At 39.9% G+C, this 20,985-nt stretch carries 14 protein-coding genes, 2 tRNA genes and 2 rRNA genes; 9 read left to right on the top strand and 9 right to left on the bottom strand.

The window, feature by feature from the left end:
- Positions 1-30: 30 nt before the first annotated feature.
- Genes NOX80_RS14815 through panB form a run of 3 tightly spaced genes read right to left on the bottom strand, consistent with a single transcriptional unit; the run spans position 31 to position 2,936 of the window.
- Complete coding sequence (locus tag NOX80_RS14815; RefSeq protein ID WP_256550574.1) at positions 31-1,359, bottom strand: hypothetical protein; 1,329 nt, start codon at positions 1,357-1,359, stop codon at positions 31-33.
- A gap of 45 nt (positions 1,360-1,404) precedes the next feature.
- A complete protein-coding gene (locus NOX80_RS14810) occupies positions 1,405-2,100 on the bottom strand; it encodes an RluA family pseudouridine synthase (protein WP_256550573.1) in 696 nt (231 codons plus the stop codon).
- A 17-nt stretch (positions 2,101-2,117) separates the two neighbouring features.
- Positions 2,118-2,936 (bottom strand): 3-methyl-2-oxobutanoate hydroxymethyltransferase, encoded by an 819-nt coding sequence (panB, locus tag NOX80_RS14805; RefSeq protein WP_256550572.1) that lies wholly within the window; start codon positions 2,934-2,936, stop codon positions 2,118-2,120.
- Positions 2,937-3,036: 100 nt separating this feature from the next.
- Between panB and NOX80_RS14800 the strand changes: the two genes are divergently transcribed.
- Entirely contained in the window at positions 3,037-3,468 is a 432-nt protein-coding gene (locus tag NOX80_RS14800) for a nuclear transport factor 2 family protein (RefSeq protein WP_256550571.1), read from the top strand.
- 78 nt (positions 3,469-3,546) lie between these two features.
- Entirely contained in the window at positions 3,547-4,224 is a 678-nt protein-coding gene (locus NOX80_RS14795) for a hypothetical protein (protein WP_256550570.1), read from the top strand.
- 62 nt (positions 4,225-4,286) lie between these two features.
- Here NOX80_RS14795 and NOX80_RS14790 read toward each other — a convergent pair whose 3' ends face one another.
- Positions 4,287-5,708, bottom strand: coding sequence for an L-serine ammonia-lyase (locus tag NOX80_RS14790; RefSeq protein ID WP_256550569.1), 1,422 nt, complete (start codon positions 5,706-5,708; stop codon positions 4,287-4,289).
- A gap of 371 nt (positions 5,709-6,079) precedes the next feature.
- On the opposite strand from NOX80_RS14790, the gene dnaK reads away from it, so the two are divergent.
- Positions 6,080-7,969, top strand: a complete 1,890-nt coding sequence (gene dnaK / locus NOX80_RS14785) for a molecular chaperone DnaK (RefSeq protein ID WP_256550568.1) — start codon at positions 6,080-6,082, stop codon at positions 7,967-7,969.
- Positions 7,970-8,060: 91 nt separating this feature from the next.
- Here the strand turns inward: dnaK and NOX80_RS14780 are convergent, their stop codons facing one another.
- Positions 8,061-8,537, bottom strand: a complete 477-nt coding sequence (locus tag NOX80_RS14780) for a hypothetical protein (RefSeq protein ID WP_256550567.1) — start codon at positions 8,535-8,537, stop codon at positions 8,061-8,063.
- A 314-nt stretch (positions 8,538-8,851) separates the two neighbouring features.
- Here NOX80_RS14780 and NOX80_RS14775 point away from each other — a divergent pair, with 314 nt between their 5' ends.
- Complete coding sequence (locus tag NOX80_RS14775; protein ID WP_256550566.1) at positions 8,852-9,235, top strand: ankyrin repeat domain-containing protein; 384 nt, start codon at positions 8,852-8,854, stop codon at positions 9,233-9,235.
- 51 nt (positions 9,236-9,286) lie between these two features.
- Here the strand turns inward: NOX80_RS14775 and NOX80_RS14770 are convergent, their stop codons facing one another.
- The 4 genes from NOX80_RS14770 to NOX80_RS14755 all read right to left on the bottom strand — a co-directional run bounded on the left by NOX80_RS14770 (position 9,287) and on the right by NOX80_RS14755 (position 14,513).
- The gene (locus NOX80_RS14770; RefSeq protein WP_256550565.1) at positions 9,287-10,627 is read right to left on the bottom strand and encodes a hypothetical protein; all 1,341 of its coding nucleotides are present in this window, start codon (positions 10,625-10,627) and stop codon (positions 9,287-9,289) included.
- 114 nt (positions 10,628-10,741) lie between these two features.
- Complete coding sequence (locus tag NOX80_RS14765; protein ID WP_256550564.1) at positions 10,742-11,458, bottom strand: LytR/AlgR family response regulator transcription factor; 717 nt, start codon at positions 11,456-11,458, stop codon at positions 10,742-10,744.
- A 2-nt stretch (positions 11,459-11,460) separates the two neighbouring features.
- Positions 11,461-13,419, bottom strand: a complete 1,959-nt coding sequence (locus NOX80_RS14760) for a tetratricopeptide repeat-containing sensor histidine kinase (protein WP_256550563.1) — start codon at positions 13,417-13,419, stop codon at positions 11,461-11,463.
- A 5-nt stretch (positions 13,420-13,424) separates the two neighbouring features.
- Positions 13,425-14,513, bottom strand: coding sequence for a M42 family metallopeptidase (locus NOX80_RS14755; protein WP_256550562.1), 1,089 nt, complete (start codon positions 14,511-14,513; stop codon positions 13,425-13,427).
- A gap of 82 nt (positions 14,514-14,595) precedes the next feature.
- Between NOX80_RS14755 and NOX80_RS14750 the strand changes: the two genes are divergently transcribed.
- From NOX80_RS14750 to NOX80_RS14730, 5 genes are all read left to right on the top strand, one after another.
- Complete coding sequence (locus tag NOX80_RS14750; RefSeq protein ID WP_256550561.1) at positions 14,596-15,315, top strand: DUF4294 domain-containing protein; 720 nt, start codon at positions 14,596-14,598, stop codon at positions 15,313-15,315.
- 731 nt (positions 15,316-16,046) lie between these two features.
- Positions 16,047-17,562, top strand: a 16S ribosomal RNA gene (locus tag NOX80_RS14745).
- A gap of 157 nt (positions 17,563-17,719) precedes the next feature.
- A tRNA-Ile gene (locus NOX80_RS14740) sits at positions 17,720-17,793 on the top strand.
- 95 nt (positions 17,794-17,888) lie between these two features.
- A tRNA-Ala gene (locus NOX80_RS14735) sits at positions 17,889-17,962 on the top strand.
- A 113-nt stretch (positions 17,963-18,075) separates the two neighbouring features.
- A 23S ribosomal RNA gene (locus tag NOX80_RS14730) occupies positions 18,076-20,955 on the top strand.
- The 16S and 23S rRNA genes sit together here with 2 tRNA genes alongside, the layout of an rRNA operon.
- Positions 20,956-20,985 lie beyond the last annotated feature (30 nt).

Raw genomic sequence — 20,985 nt, 5'->3', positions numbered from 1 at the left:
TGTTCTTTAAAATATGATTTTGGTGTTTAATTAAAAACCTATCCGGAAGCCCAGATAAGCATCGGCTTGTTTGGTATTACTCAATAAAGCGGTTACAATCGAACCGGAACCCAGATAAAAACCGCCAAACCGGAACCCGATTCCGCCGGTAATTCCTGAAATCTCATTGCTGGACCACGGAGAATAAATCTCATAATTATCTGCCGAAAAACGTGGCGTTATCGTAACTATATTTTGAGCCGTAGCAAGGTCATTTTTACTATCATCAACCACTTTTTGTTGCATATAAGCCGTTACATACCATTTGTTATAGACATGAACATCTGCATAAGCCGAAAGTAAGGTTGGCATTTTGACTTTAAAATCCCGGGTTGTATTGTCAACGGTTACATAACCGCTGTTTAGTAGAATTTGTTCAATTTCTTTTACATTATCAACGCCTTCAAACTGATTCAGGTCGAAACTTTGCAAACCTTCAACAGAAAGACTGTAATTGCGGGAAACATTGTTGTCGGCTTTAAAAGTCATGCTTCCGAGGTTACGAACGGCCAAACCGGCATTTATTTTATAACCGCTGTCGTCTTGTTCCTTCCATTGGTAGTTGACGCCCAGATCAACAGCATAACCGTGAATTCCGTTTCCGAAAAACTGATTAAAATTACTACTGTCTGTAAAACCGTCGGCCAAAGAACCGGAATACGAAACGTTTAATGCGGCATGCGCATTAGTTAACTCAACATCACCTAAAACATTGGTAACCGTTCCTGAAAATTTATCGGCAGCAATATTGGCATAAGAACCCGGAAATAGTAATTTGAAAGTTGCTCCGCCACTGAATTTATGCGCGTGATCTTCAAAAAGGATACGAGCGGCAGAAAAACCGATTTCTCCCCATGTTAAAGCATTAACCCGCTGATTATGATCCAGATTGATCATTGCCGATCCGATGAATGAATTTCGAACGGCATTGGCCAGATTGACATCAACATCGATCAGATTGGCCTTTATTTTGGCTGAAGATGCAATCGCAAAAGTCCATTTGTCATGTTTCATTGCGAATGAAGGACCTAATATTTCGGCATCCAAACGCATATTAACGGCTTTATCGCCTTCAAAAATTTTATCCTCCAGATTATTACCGTTTACGATATCTTTAAAGCTTACTTTATTATTAGCAACATTCAGACTGGTATTAAAAATGTTAACCTCATAACGGTTACTCAGGTTGCTTAATTCCGCAGGGTTGACAGTAGCATTCAATATACCGGTTCTTCGTGTAGTATTGATACCGCTAAAATGTTCCTGTGCTAATAAAGAGGAAAAAAACAGACTACAGGTAATGACAAGTACTTTTCGCATAAGAAAAAGAAATTAACAAATTAAGTGTTAAAAATAATAAAAAAATCAAATGCTTTTCCAAATACTGTCATCGGGAACCGGAGCGATAAAAAGCAATGGTTCTTTGCTGACAGGATGGATAAGGACTAGTTTTCGGGCATGGAGATGAATACCGCCGTCCGGATTACTGCGATCGGCGCCATATTTCAAATCGCCTTTAATCGGACTTCCGATAGCGGATAACTGACTTCGGATTTGATGGTGTCGTCCGGTATGCAAATCGATTTCTAATGCGGTATAATTTTGAAGCGCTTTAATGATGGTATACGAAAGACTTGCTTTTTTACTGTCCGGAACCTCTTTTGTATAGGCTTTGGACGTATTGTTTTTAGGATTGCGTTTTAAAAAATGCGTCAGTGTATCAGCATCTTTTAAAGGGCGGTTTTTGACCACCGCCCAATATGTTTTTTGTGTTTCCCGGTTTTTAAACAATTCGTTCATACGGGTCAGTGCTTTTGAAGTACGGGCAAAGACCACAATACCGGTTGTAGGTCGGTCCAGACGATGAATAACACCGAGGAAAACCTCACCGGGTTTGTTGTATTTTTCTTTGATATATTCTTTTACAACATCACTTAACGGTTTGTCGCCGGTTTTATCGCCCTGAACAATATCGCCTACACGTTTGTTGATCACAATTAGGTGATTGTCTTCGTAAATAACCTGTAAATTGTCTTTAGTGGAAACTGTTTTTTCGGTCACAGAAATGCGATATTGTATTAGTATTGTTCATTAGCATTCGGGAAATCCTGCGATTTTACATCACTTACATATTGCCCGATTGCTTTACTCATATCTTCATAAAGATTCATGTAGCGTCTTAGGAAACGCGGACTAAATTCGTGTGTCATACCGATCATATCGTGTAAAACCAATACTTGTCCGTCAACACCGCTACCGGCTCCTATTCCGATTACAGGAATTGAAATGCTTTCTGCTACTTTTTTGGCTAAAGCCGAAGGAATTTTTTCAAGAACAACAGCAAAACAGCCTATTTTTTCAAGCATTTTGGCATCGTCCAGTAATTTTTGTGCTTCCGCTTCTTCTTTGGCACGAACGGTATAGGTTCCGAATTTATAAATAGATTGTGGTGTTAAACCCAGGTGACCCATTACCGGAATTCCGGCATTCAGGATACGTTTGATACTGTCTTTAATTTCGCTTCCGCCTTCCAGCTTTACTGCATGAGCACCGCTTTCTTTCATAATACGGATAGATGAACGTAAAGCTTCTTTCGGATCGGATTGATAGGTTCCGAACGGAAGGTCAACAATTACTAAAGCGCGATCTACGGCTCTTACAACAGAAGAAGCATGATAAATCATCTGATCTAAAGTAATCGGTAATGTGGTTTCATGTCCTGCCATTACATTCGAAGCAGAATCACCAACCAGAATGGCATCAATATTGGCACTGTCAACGATTTTTGCCATGGTATAATCGTAAGCCGTTAACATAGAGATTTTCTCTCCGTTGCTTTTCATTTCGATCAAAGATTTGGTCGTAATTCTTTTGTAGTCTTTTTTCGCAACTGACATAAGTTTCAAATTTTGGAAACGTAAAAGTACTACAAATTCTATCAAAACTGTAACATAATCCGCATTAATCCTACTGATGCTGTAACCAAAACGTATAATTATGAAATATAAACTGCTGTTACTGATCGGATTTCTTTGGGTTAATCTGCAAGCGCAGGAAAAAGAGGTCGAAAATACAATCAAAACTTTTTTTGAAGGATTTCATGCGAAAGATACGCTGAAAATTAAAACGGTTTGCTATGACAAAATGATCCTGCAATCGATATCGGAAGGACCGAAAGGGAACAAATTGACAGAAGAACAGCCGAATGCTTTTTTTAAGGCTGTAGCTACTTTTCCGGCTCAGATGCATTTTCAGGAAAAAATACTAAAATATGATATCCGGATAGACGGAACAATGGCACATGCCTGGACACCCTATGAATTTTATATAAACGGCAAGTTAAGCCATTCGGGTGTTAACTCATTTCAACTTTTTAAAGAAAACGGAACCTGGAAAATTATTTATATTGTTGATACCCGGAGAAAGTAAATATATACGGTAAGTAGAATCTTGCTTTTCTGAATTTTCATGTTACTTTTAACCTTTTAATTAAAAGAAAGTTGTTAAATGAGAGTGTTGTCTTTTTTTGTACTGATTTTATTTACGGTATTTTATGCCTGTAAGAATGACAGTGCTATTAAAATGCCTAAATTCAAATTGCCGGAAGTATTTGATACATTAAAAGGAGAACTGGAAAATAGAAAAGCTTTTAGTCTGCAAACCGCCAATTATAAATGTCTGTATTTAGGGAAAAATCAAGATAGTGTATATGTTAGAATTCCTAAAGAAGATGAGGCTTATACAACGGATTTTAGAGGGAATGATATTGAGTCGGGACCGGAAGACATTACTATATTTATTGACACTACAAAAGTAATTTCCAACCATACACTTTTAGAAGGGAAAATAGGAGAAGAGCTAGTACAAAAAAAGTATAAAGCCTTTCCGGTAGTAGTTGTAAATAAGGGAAAAGACACACTTAATATAGGCTCCGGAAATTATTTGCGACTTCTTTTAGAGGCGAAAAACCCATCGGGTTACTGGATACCAATCGAAGATAAATATATGTATTTCTGCGGAACTTTTCTCCGTTCAATAAGATTACCACCCGGTCGTATAGCGGTGACTTCCGTTCCGATCGATAATGGAAAATTTAAGACAAAATTACGTTTGCGATTGAATAAGGATATTATATCACACGAATTTAGTGGTGTGATCAATAAAGAGCAATTTGAAATAAAATAGTGCAGAAAAGAAAAAAACGGAATAGAAACTATTCCGTTTTATATTTTAAGACTGGTTAGAGTTTAACAGTCGGCCATATTTACGGCAACAGCTAATCCGCCTTCAGAAGTTTCTTTGTATTTATTATTCATGTCTTTAGCCGTTTGCCACATCGTATTTACCACTTTGTCCAACGGCACTTTTGCATTCTTAGGATCGGTTTCGAGTGCTAGTTCGGCCGCATTAATCGCTTTAATAGCCCCCATAGTATTACGTTCGATACAAGGAATTTGTACTAAGCCGCCAATCGGATCACAAGTTAATCCCAAATGGTGTTCCATGGCAATTTCAGCAGCCATTAATACCTGTTCCGGAGTACCGCCCATCAATTCGCATAAAGCTCCGGCAGCCATTGCAGACGAAACACCGATTTCAGCCTGACAACCACCCATCGCAGCCGAAATTGTAGCCCCCTTTTTAAAGATACTACCGATTTCACCGGCTACCATTAAAAACTGTTTGATCTGATCCTCGTTTGCACTGTGGTTTTCGATAACCATATAATACATCAAAACGGCAGGAATTACACCGGCACTACCATTGGTCGGAGCCGTTACAACCCGTCCGAGAGAAGCATTAACTTCATTAACAGCCAACGCAAAACAGCTAACCCATTTCAGGATCTGACGGAATTTAACTTCTGTCATCCGAATGATTTCCAGCCAGGATTGCGGATTGTCATACGGTAAAACCCCGATTAAGTTTTTGTGCATGTCATAAGCACGTCGGCGTACATTCAAACCTCCGGGTAAAGTACCTTCTGTATGACAGCCGATATACATACATTCCAACATCGTATGCCATACGCGTAGCAATTCGTTATGGATTTCAGCTTCCGAACGCATGGATTTTTCGTTTTCATAAACGATTTCCGAAATTTTCTTTTGTTCCGCCTGACAATAAGCCAGTAGTTCTTCGGCCTTATCAATCGGAAACGGAAAATTGCGTTTGGTTGCTTCTTTGGCAGGATTTTCTTCTTCAGTTTCCTTTACGACAAATCCGCCGCCAATCGAGTAGAAAGTCGATGTATATTCCTGAGTATCGCTATATACGGTAAAAGTAAGTCCGTTAGCATGAAACGGCAGGAAGTTTTTATTGAAAACAATATCCTTTTCAGGGTCAAAAGGGATAATGATTTCGTTACCTAAAAAGATTTCTTTTTTGTTTTTAATGGCCGAAATGATCACATCGATGCTTTCAACCGGGATATATTCCGGATCCGCACCGCTAAGACCAAGCATAACCGCCAGATCAGTGGCGTGGCCTTTACCGGTAAGCGATAAAGAACCGTATAAATCGACTGTAATACGGTTAACATGGTCAATGAGGTTGCGATTTCTGATTTCAACAAGAAACTGTTCGGCCGCACGCCAAGGGCCTAAAGTATGGGAACTGGAAGGACCCACACCGATTTTAAGCATATCAAATACAGAAATACACTCCATAAGTAATCTAAATGTTTATTTGCTAAAGCAAAGATAGTCCGATAATTCAATAAATAAAACGGATATAACACACTTTTAGCGCAAGTGCGCGTTTTGACTCCGGTTTTACTATTAATTGGTTTAGAGTCAAGTAGATTTACGATATAGTGCTCCTGCAAACTAACAAAGAAGTCGGGAAATGTGATATTGTGTTGTGGTGGTTAAAGACAAAAGTCCGGATCTTAAAAATGTCATCTTGTCAGTATAAAAAGGTTAAAAATACAGAATTATGACAATTTTTAACACTTTTAGCGAATGGCACAATCATTGACTTATACCAAGCAAGTTGAAAAAACGAAACGAAAATATAGATATAATAAGGAGATTTAATTATGAGTAAAATTATTGGAATTGACTTAGGAACGACTAACTCTTGCGTTTCTGTAATGGAAGGTAACGAGCCGGTAGTTATTCCTAATGCAGAAGGAAAAAGAACAACACCATCTGTAATTGCTTTTGTAGAAGGTGGTGAAATCAAAGTGGGTGATCCTGCCAAAAGACAAGCAGTGACAAATCCAACGAAAACGATCGCTTCGATCAAACGTTTTATGGGTAACAAATACTCAGAAAGCCAGAAAGAAGCTGGAAATGTAGCGTACAAAGTGGTAAAAGGAGATAATGACACGCCACGTGTTGATATCGACGGAAGACTTTACACGCCGCAGGAATTATCAGCAATGACACTTCAGAAAATGAAGAAAACGGCTGAAGATTATTTAGGAACTACTGTTACGGAAGCGGTTATCACCGTACCGGCATACTTTAACGATGCGCAACGTCAGGCTACAAAAGAAGCCGGTGAAATTGCAGGTTTAAAAGTACGTCGTATCATTAACGAACCAACTGCTGCTGCTTTGGCTTACGGACTGGATAAAGGTGGTAAAGACCAGAAAATTGCAGTATATGACTTAGGTGGTGGTACTTTCGATATCTCGATCCTTGAATTAGGTGACGGTGTATTTGAAGTATTGTCAACTAACGGAGATACACACTTAGGTGGTGACGATTTCGACCAGGTAATTATCGATTGGTTAGCAAACGAATTCAACAGCGAAGAAGGTGTTGATTTACGTAAAGATCCAATGGCGTTACAACGTCTGAAAGAAGCAGCTGAAAAAGCGAAAATTGAATTATCAGCATCGGCACAAACGGAAATCAATTTACCGTATGTTACCGCTACAGCTTCAGGACCGAAACACTTGGTAAAAACATTAACCCGTGCTAAATTCGAACAATTGTCAGATGATTTAGTACGTCGTTCAATGATCCCATGTGAGAAAGCATTGAAAGATGCCGGTATCTCAAAATCAGATATTGACGAAGTAATCTTAGTTGGTGGTTCTACACGTATTCCTAGAATTCAGGAAGAAGTAGAAAAATTCTTCGGTAAAAAACCTTCAAAAGGCGTAAATCCGGATGAAGTAGTTGCTGTAGGTGCTGCTATTCAAGGTGGTGTATTAACAGGAGATGTAAAAGATGTATTGTTATTAGATGTAACACCGTTATCATTAGGTATTGAAACGATGGGAAGTGTAATGACAAAATTAATCGATGCCAATACAACAATCCCGACTAAAAAATCACAGGTTTTCTCAACAGCAGCTGATAATCAGCCGTCAGTAGAAATCCACGTGTTACAAGGGGAAAGACCAATGGCAAATGATAATAAAACCATCGGACGTTTCCACTTAGACGGAATTCCGCCTGCACCAAGAGGAGTACCGCAAATTGAAGTAACGTTTGATATCGATGCGAATGGTATTATTAAAGTATCGGCTACAGATAAAGGAACCGGTAAATCACATGATATCCGTATCGAAGCTTCTTCAGGATTAACTCAGGAAGAAATCGACAGAATGCGTCAAGAAGCTGAAGCAAATGCTGAAGCAGATAAAGCAGCTAAAGAAAAAGTAGACAAATTGAATGAAGCAGACGGAATGATCTTCCAGACTGAAAAGCAATTAAGCGAGTTTGGTGATAAATTGTCTGATGGAAACAAAGCTGCTATTCAAGGTGCTTTAGAGGAATTGAAAAAAGCTTACGAAACAAAAGACGTAGCTACAATCCAACCGGCTTTAGACAAAATCAACGAAGCGTGGAAAAATGCTTCTGAAGAATTGTACAAAGCACAGGCTGACGGTCAGGCTTCACAAGGACAACCTCAAGGAGGTGACAACCAGGGTGACCAGACTCAGGATGTAGATTACGAGGAAGTAAAATAATTACAACCTTTACAGATAAAGAACCGGGACTTATGTTCCGGTTTTTTTATGTCCAAATGTGCCTTTGACGTGGATATTCTATAAGTTACTATTAATCATTCCCTATTTGATCCATCTCATTTCCGGTACTTTTTTTAGGTTTTATAAGTAATATCGAAAACAATATACCGGCACTAATGATCAACATTGAATAAGAATTAAACGGTTCAGTAATTAGATATTCCGGAAACAACGGATTTATCGGCTTTTGAAAAAAGTAGAGGTATAATAATCCAAATAGAAAGGTTGTGAAACAGGAAACTATGATTTTAAAATAATTGGAAAAGATATTTTTTAAGGCAATATTACCTTGATTGATTGAAATTCCGATAGCGAAAAGCGGAAAAGAAGCAATAATAGCGTAATCAAAAGTTGTTGTTCCGATTCCAAAATAGCGATTGGTAAGATATAGGATCGGTTCAGTTAAACCAAAAAGTGTTTGCGGACCTAAACCGAAATCCAGTAATAAGAAAGTTAGTACGGCAATTCCGAAAAAGAGGAATTTATTTTTTAAGGATGAATTTTCCAATTTCGATATATTTTTTGAAATACAGTTGATCAACTGATAATTGAAAGTAACAAATAATTTGCTGCAGTAAATATATTGAAATAAAGAGAAATGAAATACTTGATCACTCCGGAACTATTGATTTTATGATGGATAGCACAAGTTTATTACTTATGATTTGTAACTAAAATAGCATATAGGCAAGCGTAAGGATTTACTTCGTTAGAGGGGGTATATGTTAAAAAAATGTTATAATAAGATTTTTCCTGTAACGAAATAAAAAGAGCTGCGTCTAAACTATAACAATCAAAATATAATTTAAAAAATCAATCATCATGAAAAAAACGATCTTTATTTTAGGAATGGCTTTAGTAACTTTTACTAATGTTGCTACAGCTGCAAATGTTACAGAAACAAAAGTGTATACTGTAAACGCCTATGGTGCCACACCACTTTGTACAGCAATCAGCAAAGGTGACGTTGCAACAATCAAGAAATTTATTGAGTACGGTGCAGATGTTAACGAAAGAACAAACAACCTGACACCTTTAATGTACGCAGTACGTTACAATAACCTTGAAATTGTAAAATTACTAATTGAAAAAGGAGCTGATTTAGCAGCGGTAGATCAGAATGGAAACACCGTTTTAAAAATTGCTGAAATGTTTAAAAACAATGAAGTAATCGAAGCTTTAAAAGGTGCCGGTGCCAGAAAATAATTGAAACGTAAGAAATTTAGAGGGAGCCCTAATCAGGCTCCCTCTTCTTTTTTAGTTCATTACCATCACATCAAAATAAAACTGTCCGGTCCAACAGTTTGAGGTTTGACTCGCAAATAGATCCGCCCGGGCTATATTGACTGTAATTGAACTTTGCGATTTATTAGCATAATTAATTACAAATGTATCGGGATAACCGCTCGAATTATAAGCATTAAAGATAATTCCCAACGGACTGAAAGGCAATTGAGGCGAAAAGTCATAACGCACCTGAAGGCGTTCGGCAGTAATCGGAGCTAAAGCAACGGTATTACCGGATATGGTTGCAGAAGCACTTCGGGTTTGTTTGGCTAATATTGTCCAGGAAACGGTAGTGCTGACACCTCGGATTGGAATTGTAAATGATCCTGTACTACCATTGGAATACGTATCACATGTTGGAATGATCATTCCCTGAAAGGTCGCAATGTCCGGTAGGTTGGTACTCCGCCAGCTCGCATAACCGTTTGCATCGGAAGTCAACACTTTTCCATTTCCCTGGCTACCGTCAACAATTCGTACTGCCGGTGAAAGCGTTTGCGTATTAGCAATCACAATCTGATCAAGAAAAGCGGCATCAAGTCCGGAGTTTGTGGAACTATCCTTTTCATAACGCCAGGATAAAGTATGACTACCGGCTGCGAGCGTTCCGGAAAAAGTAGCCCAGGCTACAGTCCCGGACCATTGATTTTGTTGTACACCATCAATGTAAAAACGGAGGTAGTCATATCCGGATTCACTATCTACGCGATAATTAAATGAAAAAGAAGATCCTCCGGTCGGAATTGTAACGCTAAGATCCAGGTTTGAAGTACTACTGCTAACACCGGAACCGGATTTGATACCGTAAGTTCCAACGTTAAACTGACCGGATGTTGAAGTAACACTCCAGGAACCACCGCTACCGGAAGTACTAAACGGTGTAATTGTGCCGCTTTCAAAACCACCGGAAAAAGGTGTTATACTCGCGCCGGCTGTATTTTCAACATGTAGTTTTGCTGTTGGGGCTGTTGTGCCAACTCCAACATTTCCGGAATTCGCATTATACATATCATTTCCGGAAATGATCCAATCATTATGTGCCCCGGATATCGGAATCCATTTAGTACCGTTCCAATAATAAAAACCAGCACCGGTTGTCACATTGGTATTATATACCAACAGACTGGTTGCGGGACTTGTAACCGGAGCGGCGGCGTTAAGGTTTGGAATTGCTATTCGCGGGATTAATAATCCTTTGTCGGTAGCGGTTACATCAAGAATAGAACTGGAATGAGGGGTTGTTGTGTTTACACCTACTTGTGAAAAGAGCAAAAGCGGGCATAATGTAAGTAGAAGTATTATTTTTTTCATAAAGTAATTTGGATTTAATAATTTATTAACACAAAAATTATTAAAACGAACTACCGATTAAAAAAACTGGGATATAATCCAATTCTTTTGGGATGAAATTTTATTTACTGCTATTTACGATAAAAAATGCTGTAATCTGTTGAAAACAATGTCTTTATAGGTTTTTGAAATCGGTATTTTTTTTCCGTTAATCACTAGAATAGCAGTTGAATAGCTCTGTATTTTATCTAAATTGACAATAAAACCTTTATGGGTTTTAATAAAATTATCCGGAAGTTTTTCCATAAAATCCGTTATCGTTGCCCGAATCCGGTATTGTTTCTGGGGAGTAGATAGTAAAAGATAATTTTTCTGACTTTCGATATAGTAAAGGTTGTCCAATGTTACCTTTTCAAATATATCCAGATGCTTAACAAAAATAGTAGCCGGAACTGTTTTTTCAACACGCTGACATTTGTTGAAATTTATCAAAGCAATTTCTATAGCAGAAAACAAAGTCGCTTTTTGAAACGGTTTAACGAGATAACCGTAAGGATTGGTCCCAATGGCTTTGCTTACTGTAGCATCATCGACATAAGCAGTAAGAAAAATATAAGGAATATTATAATGTTGTTTCAATTTTTCGGCTAACCAGATACCGTCTTTTTCACCCTGAATGGTGATATCTAAAATGACAAAATCGACTTTATGCTGATTTAAATAAAGCAAGGCATCTTCGGCATTCATAGCACAGCCGGCGATATGGTACCCCATTTCCTGAAGAAAAACGGAAATGGTTTTCTGCGTGATGTATTCGTCTTCAACAATAAGAATATTTAAAGGTGTAGTCATGATTAGGAATTTATTTCATTAAATGTAATGTTAATTTCAGTTCCTTGTTGGTTGTTCCAATTGAGGCTTCCGTTTAATTGTCGGGTAAGACCAATAATCAGATCAAACCCGATAGAGTGTAAAACAGCCGGATTAAAATTATCCGGTAACCCGATACCGTTATCCGTTATGGTCAACTTATAATGATCATTTATTTTTTGAAGCACAATATGAATAGAACCGTTATTGCGATTTTTAAAAGCGTGTTTAAAGCTATTGGTGATGATTTCATTAATAATAAGGCTTAGCGGTATTGCTGTATTGATGTTTAATTCAATGGCGCGAGCTTCAACATCACATTGGATTGTATGCCCAACTTTCTGATACGTTTCCCGGATTACATGAACCAGTTCTTTTAAATACATTTCAAAAGGAACTTTGGCAAAGTTATCGGAATGATATAATGCTTTATGAATTAATGCAATCGATTGAATTCGAGCCTGACCTTCCTGTAAAATAACTTTTATCGAATCATCCGCATTGTGTATTTGCTGAAGGGCTAAGATTCCGGATATCATTTGAAGATTGTTATTTACCCGATGATGAATTTCCCGTAACAACATTTCCTTTTCGGATAAAGATTCTTTAATCAGTTTGTTTTTAGCCGAAATTTCAGCATTCATCTTTTGAATCTCCAACTGTTTTTTACGAGAGTTGATCAGATAAATAAAAGAGAATAAAGTAATAATCAGTAAACCAAAAAGTACAATTCGTAAAATATATTGTTGTTTATGCTGAATTGCGACTTGTTGTTGGGTAATCAGATCGTCCTGTTGTTCGAGATGATAAAGAATTTCGTTGCCGCCCAATAATCGGGACTGATTCTGTCTGTTGATAGAATCATTCAAATGAAACGCTTTTTTGTAATAGCGATATGCCTGATCAGTTTGATGAAGTGCTTGTAATAATTCGGCTTTTGTTTTATAAAAATGGACTTGAGTGGCGGCTTGTGCTATTTTAGGAAGTAGTATTTCGACCTGATTCAGTACTTTATTGGCTTTGTCATACTGTTTTAATTTGGAATAACATTCCGATAAAAGGATCAGGCTGCTGGCATTTCCAAGATGATCCTCTTTGTTTTTAGCATTTATAGCAATGTCTTCTAAAAGTAACGGAATGGCTATGTTGTATTTGTTTTGTTTGCAATAGAGCACGGCCATGTTCCCTTTAACGGTTCCGGTTAACCGATCGTAAGCATCCGGATGTGATTTTTGTAAATTTTGTTCCGATAATCGAATGCTACGTTTATAGTAATGGAAAGCGCTGTCGATATTATCTGTCAGGGAATAATAAAAACCGAGATCGTTGTAAGCAGACGGAATGATCAAAGGATCATTTTGTGCGTAGTGTTTTAATTCTTGTATTTCGGATTTTAATTGAAGAATTGCTTTTTCGTATAAAAACAATTTGGCGTATAGCTGACTTTTGATATTATAGCTCCATAACGGAAATGAAGCCCCTTTTTTTCTTAAATTATCAATTTCGGAATTGATCTGGAAAACATTGGAATACAGGTTGAGGTTCAGATACGATTTTTGAAGGGAAACAAGAAGATTCATGTATTCGGAATCCGATAGCTTATAATCCTTGTCGTTCTGTATACTTTTGAGGATATTGATTGCTTTGATTTCGTCTCCTTTTATATTGTATACTTCGGCTAGAGCAAACCGATAGCGGATCTCATTTTTCTTTGAACCTTTAATTTTCGGATCGTTTGATAAGTCCGGAAAAACCGTATAAAAGAAATCCTGATAAGCTCTTTTGGTATTTAGGTCCAGTTTTTCATAAAGAAAAACCTTATCCATAGTATTTTTAGAACGATATGCATTTCGAAGACTGTCTTTTTCCTCGTAGGCATGACAGAGTGAAGCATAAAGTAATACTACGCATAAGGCTGTTTTGATTTTTCCGAAACGGAACATTTTAATTATTTGAAATAAGAGAAAGTCTCATTATTCTCGATTTTCAGCAAGCTTTCGTAAATTAACCGGATTACGTTTTCTACATCTTCACGGTGTACCATTTCTACAGTGGTATGCATATAGCGTAAAGGAAGAGAAATTAAAGCCGATGCTACTCCGCCGTTACTATAAGCAAATGCATCCGTATCGGTTCCGGTTACACGTGATGAAGCCAGACGCTGGAACGGAATTTTATTTTCTTCGGCGGCATCCAGAATTAACTCTCGCAATTTGTTTTGCACAGCAGGAGCGTAGGTAATTACCGGCCCTTTCCCGATTTTAGTGTCTCCTTCAATTTTCATATCGATCATAGGTGTAGAAGAGTCATGGCATACATCGGTTACAATGGCGACATTCGGTTTGATCGTTTTGGTGATCATTTCAGCGCCGCGTAAACCTACTTCTTCCTGTACGGAATTTGTAATATACAATCCGAATGGTAATTTCTTTTTGTTCTCATGTAACAAACGGGCTACTTCCGCAATCATAAAACCTCCCATACGGTTATCGATAGCACGACAAACGAATTTATTTTCATTAAGAATCATAAAATCATCCGGATAAGTAATCACACAACCCACGTGAACACCTAATTTTTCAACTTCTTCTTTGGTTTCACAACCACAATCAATAAAAATATTGTCGATACGAGCGGCTTCTTCTTTACCGCGATTACGGGTGTGAATGGCCGGCCAACCGAAAACACCTTTTACAATTCCTTTTTTGGTATGAATATGAACGCGTTTTGACGGTGCAATCATATGATCACTTCCTCCGTTACGGATTACATAAATCAAACCGTTGTCGGTAATATAATTGACATACCAGGAAATTTCATCCGCATGGCCTTCAATTACTACTTTATAGGGAGCGTCAGGATTGATAACACCAACAGCAGTTCCGTAGGTGTCGGTAATAAAAGTGTCTACGTAAGGTTTAAGATATTCCATCCATATTTTCTGGCCGCTTTCTTCATATCCGGTCGGAGAAGCATTATTAAGGTATTTTTCCAGAAAAGTAAGAGATGATTTTGTTAATATAGATTTTGTCGCCATAAATATTTTTTTTGCTAATTTATAAATTTGGTATTATAGTTGCTCGGAATATTGTCTAATTTTACGCATTAATTGGTTTTATATGAAGCACCTATTTTTTCTGTCGGGATTTCTATTTTTCCCTACTGTTTTTTTTGCACAGGTAAACCCTCAGGATACATTGAGAACGGAGAATGCTACAGTAAAAGATACTTCGGTGAGCTATATGGTTCAGATGGATGAAGTGATTGTAGGTAAAAATGCAGCTTATGCCGAAGAGCAGAAAAAATTGCGAATCTTGGAACGAAGAGTTTTGAAGGTTTATCCGTATGCTAAAGTGGCAGCAGAAAATTTGACTATCTTAAATGCTAATATGGCCAAGTTGACATCTGAGCGTGACAAAAAGAAATATTTTAAGATAGTAGAAGATTATCTGCAAAATGAATTTGAAGACCGGTTAAAGAAATTTTCAAGAAAAGATGGTCAGATTCTGGTTAAACTAATTCATCGGCAAACAGGACAGACAACTTTTAGTCTTATTAAAGAATTAAAAAGCGGGTGGAAGGCTTTTTGGTCGAATAATACGGCTCGTCTATTTGATATAAATTTAAAGAAAGAGTATAAGCCGTTTGATGATTTGGAAGATTTTTACATCGAAAGTATCCTGATAAAATCATTTAAGAGCGGAAAGTTACAGAAACAGGATCCGGCTATCCCGATTGATTTAGCCGAATTGGCCGCAACATGGAGATTAAAGGCGGAGCGATCAAGACAAATCCGAAGTGAAAGAGAAGCTAAGGAGAAACAAGCACTTCAAAATTAATTATACCTATATATATAATAGTATACCGCAGGATTTCCTGCGGTTTTTTTATTTCATCCGGACACACCCGCCAGATTTTTAAACCTGTCGGGTTTTATATTTTAGTTGAAGAATTTCGGTTTTAGTTTATTACTCTATATATATTATAGTGTAAAGTATCCGTTTTTGATACCCGAAGGTTTCAAAAACCCGTCAGATATGGAAAGGAGCATTCTTTTTTCTTTTCTCTTGTCTCTTTCCTCTTAGATCTTATGATTGCAGAAAAAAAGGTTTAGTATTAACAAATGGTAATGAGGTAGTTAAAAAATAGTTTTAAAAAAAGGTTGTATAAAGTTTGCGAAATCGGAAAAAGGTTCTAGTTTTGCAGCCGCAATAAGGAAGTTCATTGAGAGTTAGCAGCAGATTGGAAATTGACTAAGGAATAGAAAAAAAGTCAAAAAAAGATTTGCGAGAAACAAAAAAGCGAATTATCTTTGCAGCCCGCAAAACAGGGAAGTTCTTAAAGATATTGGGTAAGAAAAACGAAGAAAATTTTTTCAAAAAAACTTCAAAAAAATCTTGCACAGTTTTAAAAAAGTTTCTACTTTTGCAGCCGCTAACCGAGAGAGGTTAGTTGGAAAAAGAGAATGACACGTTCATAGATATATTGGATTGACAGCATACAAAGAGAGAGTAAGATTTTTCGAGTATAAAAAATTAGACCTGAGAATTATCGACAATATTAAAAATATACGATGAAGAGTTTGATCCTGGCTCAGGATGAACGCTAGCGGCAGGCCTAACACATGCAAGTCGAGGGGTAGGATTAGCTTGCTAATCTGAGACCGGCGCACGGGTGCGTAACGCGTATGCAATCTACCTTGTACAGAGGGATAGCCCAGAGAAATTTGGATTAATACCTCATAGTGTTTTAGAGTGGCCTCACTTTATTACTAAAGTTCCAACGGTACAAGATGAGCATGCGTCCCATTAGCTAGTTGGTGTGGTAACGGCATACCAAGGCAATGATGGGTAGGGGTCCTGAGAGGGAGATCCCCCACACTGGTACTGAGACACGGACCAGACTCCTACGGGAGGCAGCAGTGAGGAATATTGGACAATGGGCGCAAGCCTGATCCAGCCATGCCGCGTGCAGGATGAAGCATCTATGGTGTGTAAACTGCTTTTATACAGGAAGAAACCCTACCACGTGTGGTAGATTGACGGTACTGTAGGAATAAGGATCGGCTAACTCCGTGCCAGCAGCCGCGGTAATACGGAGGATCCAAGCGTTATCCGGAATCATTGGGTTTAAAGGGTCCGTAGGCGGTTTTGTAAGTCAGTGGTGAAATCTGGTCGCTTAACGATCAAACGGCCATTGATACTGCAGGACTTGAATTACCAGGAAGTAACTAGAATATGTAGTGTAGCGGTGAAATGCTTAGATATTACATGGAATACCAATTGCGAAGGCAGGTTACTACTGGTTTATTGACGCTGATGGACGAAAGCGTGGGGAGCGAACAGGATTAGATACCCTGGTAGTCCACGCCGTAAACGATGGATACTAGCTGTTGGGCGCAAGCTCAGTGGCTAAGCGAAAGTGATAAGTATCCCACCTGGGGAGTACGAACGCAAGTTTGAAACTCAAAGGAATTGACGGGGGCCCGCACAAGCGGTGGAGCATGTGGTTTAATTCGATGATACGCGAGGAACCTTACCAGGGCTTAAATGTAGAGTGACAGATTTGGAAACAGATTTTTCTTCGGACACTTTACAAGGTGCTGCATGGTTGTCGTCAGCTCGTGCCGTGAGGTGTCAGGTTAAGTCCTATAACGAGCGCAACCCCTGTTGTTAGTTGCCAGCGAGTGATGTCGGGAACTCTAACGAGACTGCCGGTGCAAACCGTGAGGAAGGTGGGGATGACGTCAAATCATCACGGCCCTTACGTCCTGGGCTACACACGTGCTACAATGGCCGGTACAGAGAGCAGCCACTGGGCGACCAGGAGCGAATCTATAAAACCGGTCACAGTTCGGATCGGAGTCTGCAACTCGACTCCGTGAAGCTGGAATCGCTAGTAATCGGATATCAGCCATGATCCGGTGAATACGTTCCCGGGCCTTGTACACACCGCCCGTCAAGCCATGGAAGCTGGGGGTACCTGAAGTCGGTGACCGCAAGGAGCTGCCTAGGGTAAAACTAGTAACTGGGGCTAAGTCGTAACAAGGTAGCCGTACCGGAAGGTGCGGCTGGAACACCTCCTTTCTAGAGAAAGATAAGCATCAGGTTTATGATACAAGAGATTTTACTCTCGCTGTTAGTTCAAAAAAAAGAAAAGTAAAAAGAGTTTAAACTATTTTTAGAGGAAAATGTGAGTTTTAATTTAAAATTCAGCATTTAAAATTTAAAATACGTTAAAAATAGTCTCGTAGCTCAGCTGGTTAGAGTACTACACTGATAATGTAGGGGTCGGCAGTTCGAGTCTGCCCGGGACTACAACTTTTACTTAGAAGGAAATTCTGGAAGTTGGGATTTGGATTAAGGGTTATTAATTCAAAATTCGAAATTCAACATTCAAAATAAGAAAGAATGGGGGATTAGCTCAGCTGGCTAGAGCGCCTGCCTTGCACGCAGGAGGTCATCGGTTCGACTCCGATATTCTCCACGATTCCATAATAATGGAAAATAGTTCATTGACATATTGAGATAAGAAAACAAAAAAATTAGAAAGCACAGAATTTAGGGTGCATCGTAAGATGTATTTTAAAAAAGTAAGTACAATAAGCAAAATAAGGGCGTATGGGGGATGCCTAGGCTCTCAGAGGCGAAGAAGGACGTGATAAGCTGCGAAAAGTTACGGGGATTGGCACATACGAATTGATCCGTAAATATCCGAATGGGGCAACCCACTATGTTGAAGACATAGTACATCGATAGATGGGCGAACCCGCTGAACTGAAACATCTAAGTAGGCGGAGGAGAAGAAAACAAAAGTGATTCCGTAAGTAGTGGCGAGCGAACGCGGAAAAGCCCAAACCAGTGCTGTTACGGCAGTGCTGGGGTTGTAGGACCACGACATTTCTTGCGGATTGAATTGGAATAACCTGGAAAGGTTAACGATATAGGGTGATAGTCCCGTACAAGTAAGAGAAGATAAGAATAGTGGTATCCTGAGTAGGGCGGGGCACGTGAAACCCTGTCTGAATCTGGCGGGACCATCCGCTAAGGCTAAATACTCCTGAGAGACCGATAGTGAACCAGTACCGTGAGGGAAAGGTGAAAAGAACCGTGAATAACGGAGTGAAAAAGATCCTGAAACCATACGCCTACAAGCGGTCGGAGCCCTTAAGTGGGGTGACGGCGTGCCTTTTGCATAATGAGCCTACGAGTTACCGTTGCTGGCAAGGATAAGCACTTCAGGTGTGGATCCGTAGCGAAAGCGAGTCTGAATAGGGCGCCATAGTCAGTAGTGGTAGACGCGAAACCGTGTGATCTACCCATGGGCAGGATGAAGCTGTGGTAACACACAGTGGAGGTCCGAACCGGTTGACGTTGAAAAGTCTTCGGATGACCTGTGGGTAGGGGTGAAAGGCCAATCAAACTCGGAAATAGCTCGTACTCCCCGAAATGCATTTAGGTGCAGCGCTGATTTAGTTATATAGAGGTAGAGCTACTGATTGGATGCGGGGGCTTCACCGCCTACCAATTCCTGACAAACTCCGAATGCTATATAATGATTTTCAGCAGTGAGGGCATGGGTGCTAAGGTCCATGTCCGAGAGGGAAAGAACCCAGACCATCAGCTAAGGTCCCCAAATGTATGCTAAGTTGAAAAAACGAGGTTTGTCTGCCCAGACAGCTAGGATGTTGGCTTGGAAGCAGCCATTCATTTAAAGAGTGCGTAACAGCTCACTAGTCGAGCGGACGAGCATGGATAATAATCGGGCATAAGTATACTACCGAAGCTATGGATTTGTATTTGATACAAGTGGTAGGGGAGCATTCTAAACTGGGTTGAAGGTGATATGTGAGTATTGCTGGACTGTTTAGAAAAGAAAATGTAGGCATAAGTAACGATAATGCGGGCGAGAAACCCGCACACCGAAAGACTAAGGTTTCCTCAGCTATGCTAATCAGCTGAGGGTTAGTCGGGTCCTAAGGCGAACCCGAAAGGGACAGTCGATGGCCAACGGGTTAATATTCCCGTACTACTTATAATTGTGATGGGGTGACGGAGTGATGAAAGTACCGCGAACTGACGGAATAGTTCGTTAAAGCACCTAGCTATAGGTCCCGTAGGCAAATCCGCGGGAACTGGTGAAATGCGATAGTACACGGAGTCTTCGGACAAAGTGATAGTGTACCTAAGGGCTTCCAAGAAAAACCTCTAAACTTAGATTATAAGTACCCGTACCGTAAACCGACACAGGTAGTCGAGGAGAGAATCCTAAGGTGCTCGAGAGATTCATGGCTAAGGAATTAGGCAAAATAGACCTGTAACTTCGGGAGAAAGGTCGCCAGCAGCAATGCTGGCCGCAGTGAAAAGGTCCAGGCGACTGTTTATCAAAAACACAGGGCTCTGCCAAATCGTAAGATGAAGTATAGGGCCTGACACCTGCCCGGTGCTGGAAGGTTAAGAGGAGATGTTATCTTCGGAGAAGCATTGAATTGAAGCCCCAGTAAACGGCGGCCGTAACTATAACGGTCCTAAGGTAGCGAAATTCCTTGTCGGGTAAGTTCCGACCTGCACGAATGGTGTAACGATCTGGACACTGTCTCAGCCATGAGCTCGGTGAAATTGTAGTATCGGTGAAGATGCCGATTACCCGCAGTGGGACGAAAAGACCCTGTGCACCTTTACTATAGCTTAGTATTGACCTTGGATAAGTGATGTGTAGGATAGGTGGGAGACTATGAAGCGGCTTCGCTAGGAGTTGTGGAGTCATTGTTGAAATACCACCCTTTGCTTATCTGAGGCCTAACTCTTCGGTGAAGAGGACATTGCTTGGTGGGTAGTTTGACTGGGGTGGTCGCCTCCAAAAGAGTAACGGAGGCTTCTAAAGGTTCCCTCAGCACGCTTGGTAACCGTGCGTAGAGTGCAATGGCATAAGGGAGCTTGACTGAGAGACATACAGGTCGATCAGGTACGAAAGTAGAGCATAGTGATCCGGTGGTTCCGCATGGAAGGGCCATCGCTCAAAGGATAAAAGGTACGCCGGGGATAACAGGCTGATCTCCCCCAAGAGCTCATATCGACGGGGGGGTTTGGCACCTCGATGTCGGCTCGTCACATCCTGGGGCTGGAGAAGGTCCCAAGGGTTGGGCTGTTCGCCCATTAAAGTGGCACGCGAGCTGGGTTCAGAACGTCGTGAGACAGTTCGGTCTCTATCTACTGTGGGCGTTAGAAATTTGAGTGGATCTGACTCTAGTACGAGAGGACCGAGTTGGACAAACCTCTAGTGTATCTGTTGTCCCGCCAGGGGCACCGCAGAGTAGCTACGTTTGGAAGGGATAAGCGCTGAAAGCATATAAGCGCGAAACCCACCACAAGATGAGATTTCTTTAAAGGGTCGTGGGAGATGACCACGTTGATAGGCTATAGGTGTAAAGGCAGTAATGTCATAGCCGAGTAGTACTAATAACCCGTAAGCTTATGTACGTGTCCTTCCGCCGCAAGGCGGAAGGGAAG

The organism is Flavobacterium cerinum, assembly GCF_024496085.1.
Taxonomy (GTDB): Bacteria; Bacteroidota; Bacteroidia; order Flavobacteriales; family Flavobacteriaceae; genus Flavobacterium; species Flavobacterium cerinum_A.
The sequence above is the reverse complement of the archived record's forward strand: the minus strand, read 5'-3'. Positions and strand labels throughout refer to the sequence as shown.

What these genes read in the sequence shown, in the direction of transcription:
- NOX80_RS14795 (WP_256550570.1), top strand. Translation starts at nt 3,547, where the DNA reads ATGAGAGTGTTGTCTTTTTTTGTACTGATTTTATTTACGGTATTTTAT.
- panB (WP_256550572.1), bottom strand. Translation starts at nt 2,936, where the DNA reads ATGTCAGTTGCGAAAAAAGACTACAAAAGAATTACGACCAAATCTTTG.
- dnaK (WP_256550568.1), top strand. Translation starts at nt 6,080, where the DNA reads ATGAGTAAAATTATTGGAATTGACTTAGGAACGACTAACTCTTGCGTT.
- NOX80_RS14760 (WP_256550563.1), bottom strand. Translation starts at nt 13,419, where the DNA reads ATGTTCCGTTTCGGAAAAATCAAAACAGCCTTATGCGTAGTATTACTT.
- NOX80_RS14750 (WP_256550561.1), top strand. Translation starts at nt 14,596, where the DNA reads ATGAAGCACCTATTTTTTCTGTCGGGATTTCTATTTTTCCCTACTGTT.
- NOX80_RS14755 (WP_256550562.1), bottom strand. Translation starts at nt 14,513, where the DNA reads ATGGCGACAAAATCTATATTAACAAAATCATCTCTTACTTTTCTGGAA.
- NOX80_RS14770 (WP_256550565.1), bottom strand. Translation starts at nt 10,627, where the DNA reads ATGAAAAAAATAATACTTCTACTTACATTATGCCCGCTTTTGCTCTTT.
- NOX80_RS14790 (WP_256550569.1), bottom strand. Translation starts at nt 5,708, where the DNA reads ATGGAGTGTATTTCTGTATTTGATATGCTTAAAATCGGTGTGGGTCCT.
- NOX80_RS14765 (WP_256550564.1), bottom strand. Translation starts at nt 11,458, where the DNA reads ATGACTACACCTTTAAATATTCTTATTGTTGAAGACGAATACATCACG.
- NOX80_RS14800 (WP_256550571.1), top strand. Translation starts at nt 3,037, where the DNA reads ATGAAATATAAACTGCTGTTACTGATCGGATTTCTTTGGGTTAATCTG.
- NOX80_RS14815 (WP_256550574.1), bottom strand. Translation starts at nt 1,359, where the DNA reads ATGCGAAAAGTACTTGTCATTACCTGTAGTCTGTTTTTTTCCTCTTTA.
- NOX80_RS14775 (WP_256550566.1), top strand. Translation starts at nt 8,852, where the DNA reads ATGAAAAAAACGATCTTTATTTTAGGAATGGCTTTAGTAACTTTTACT.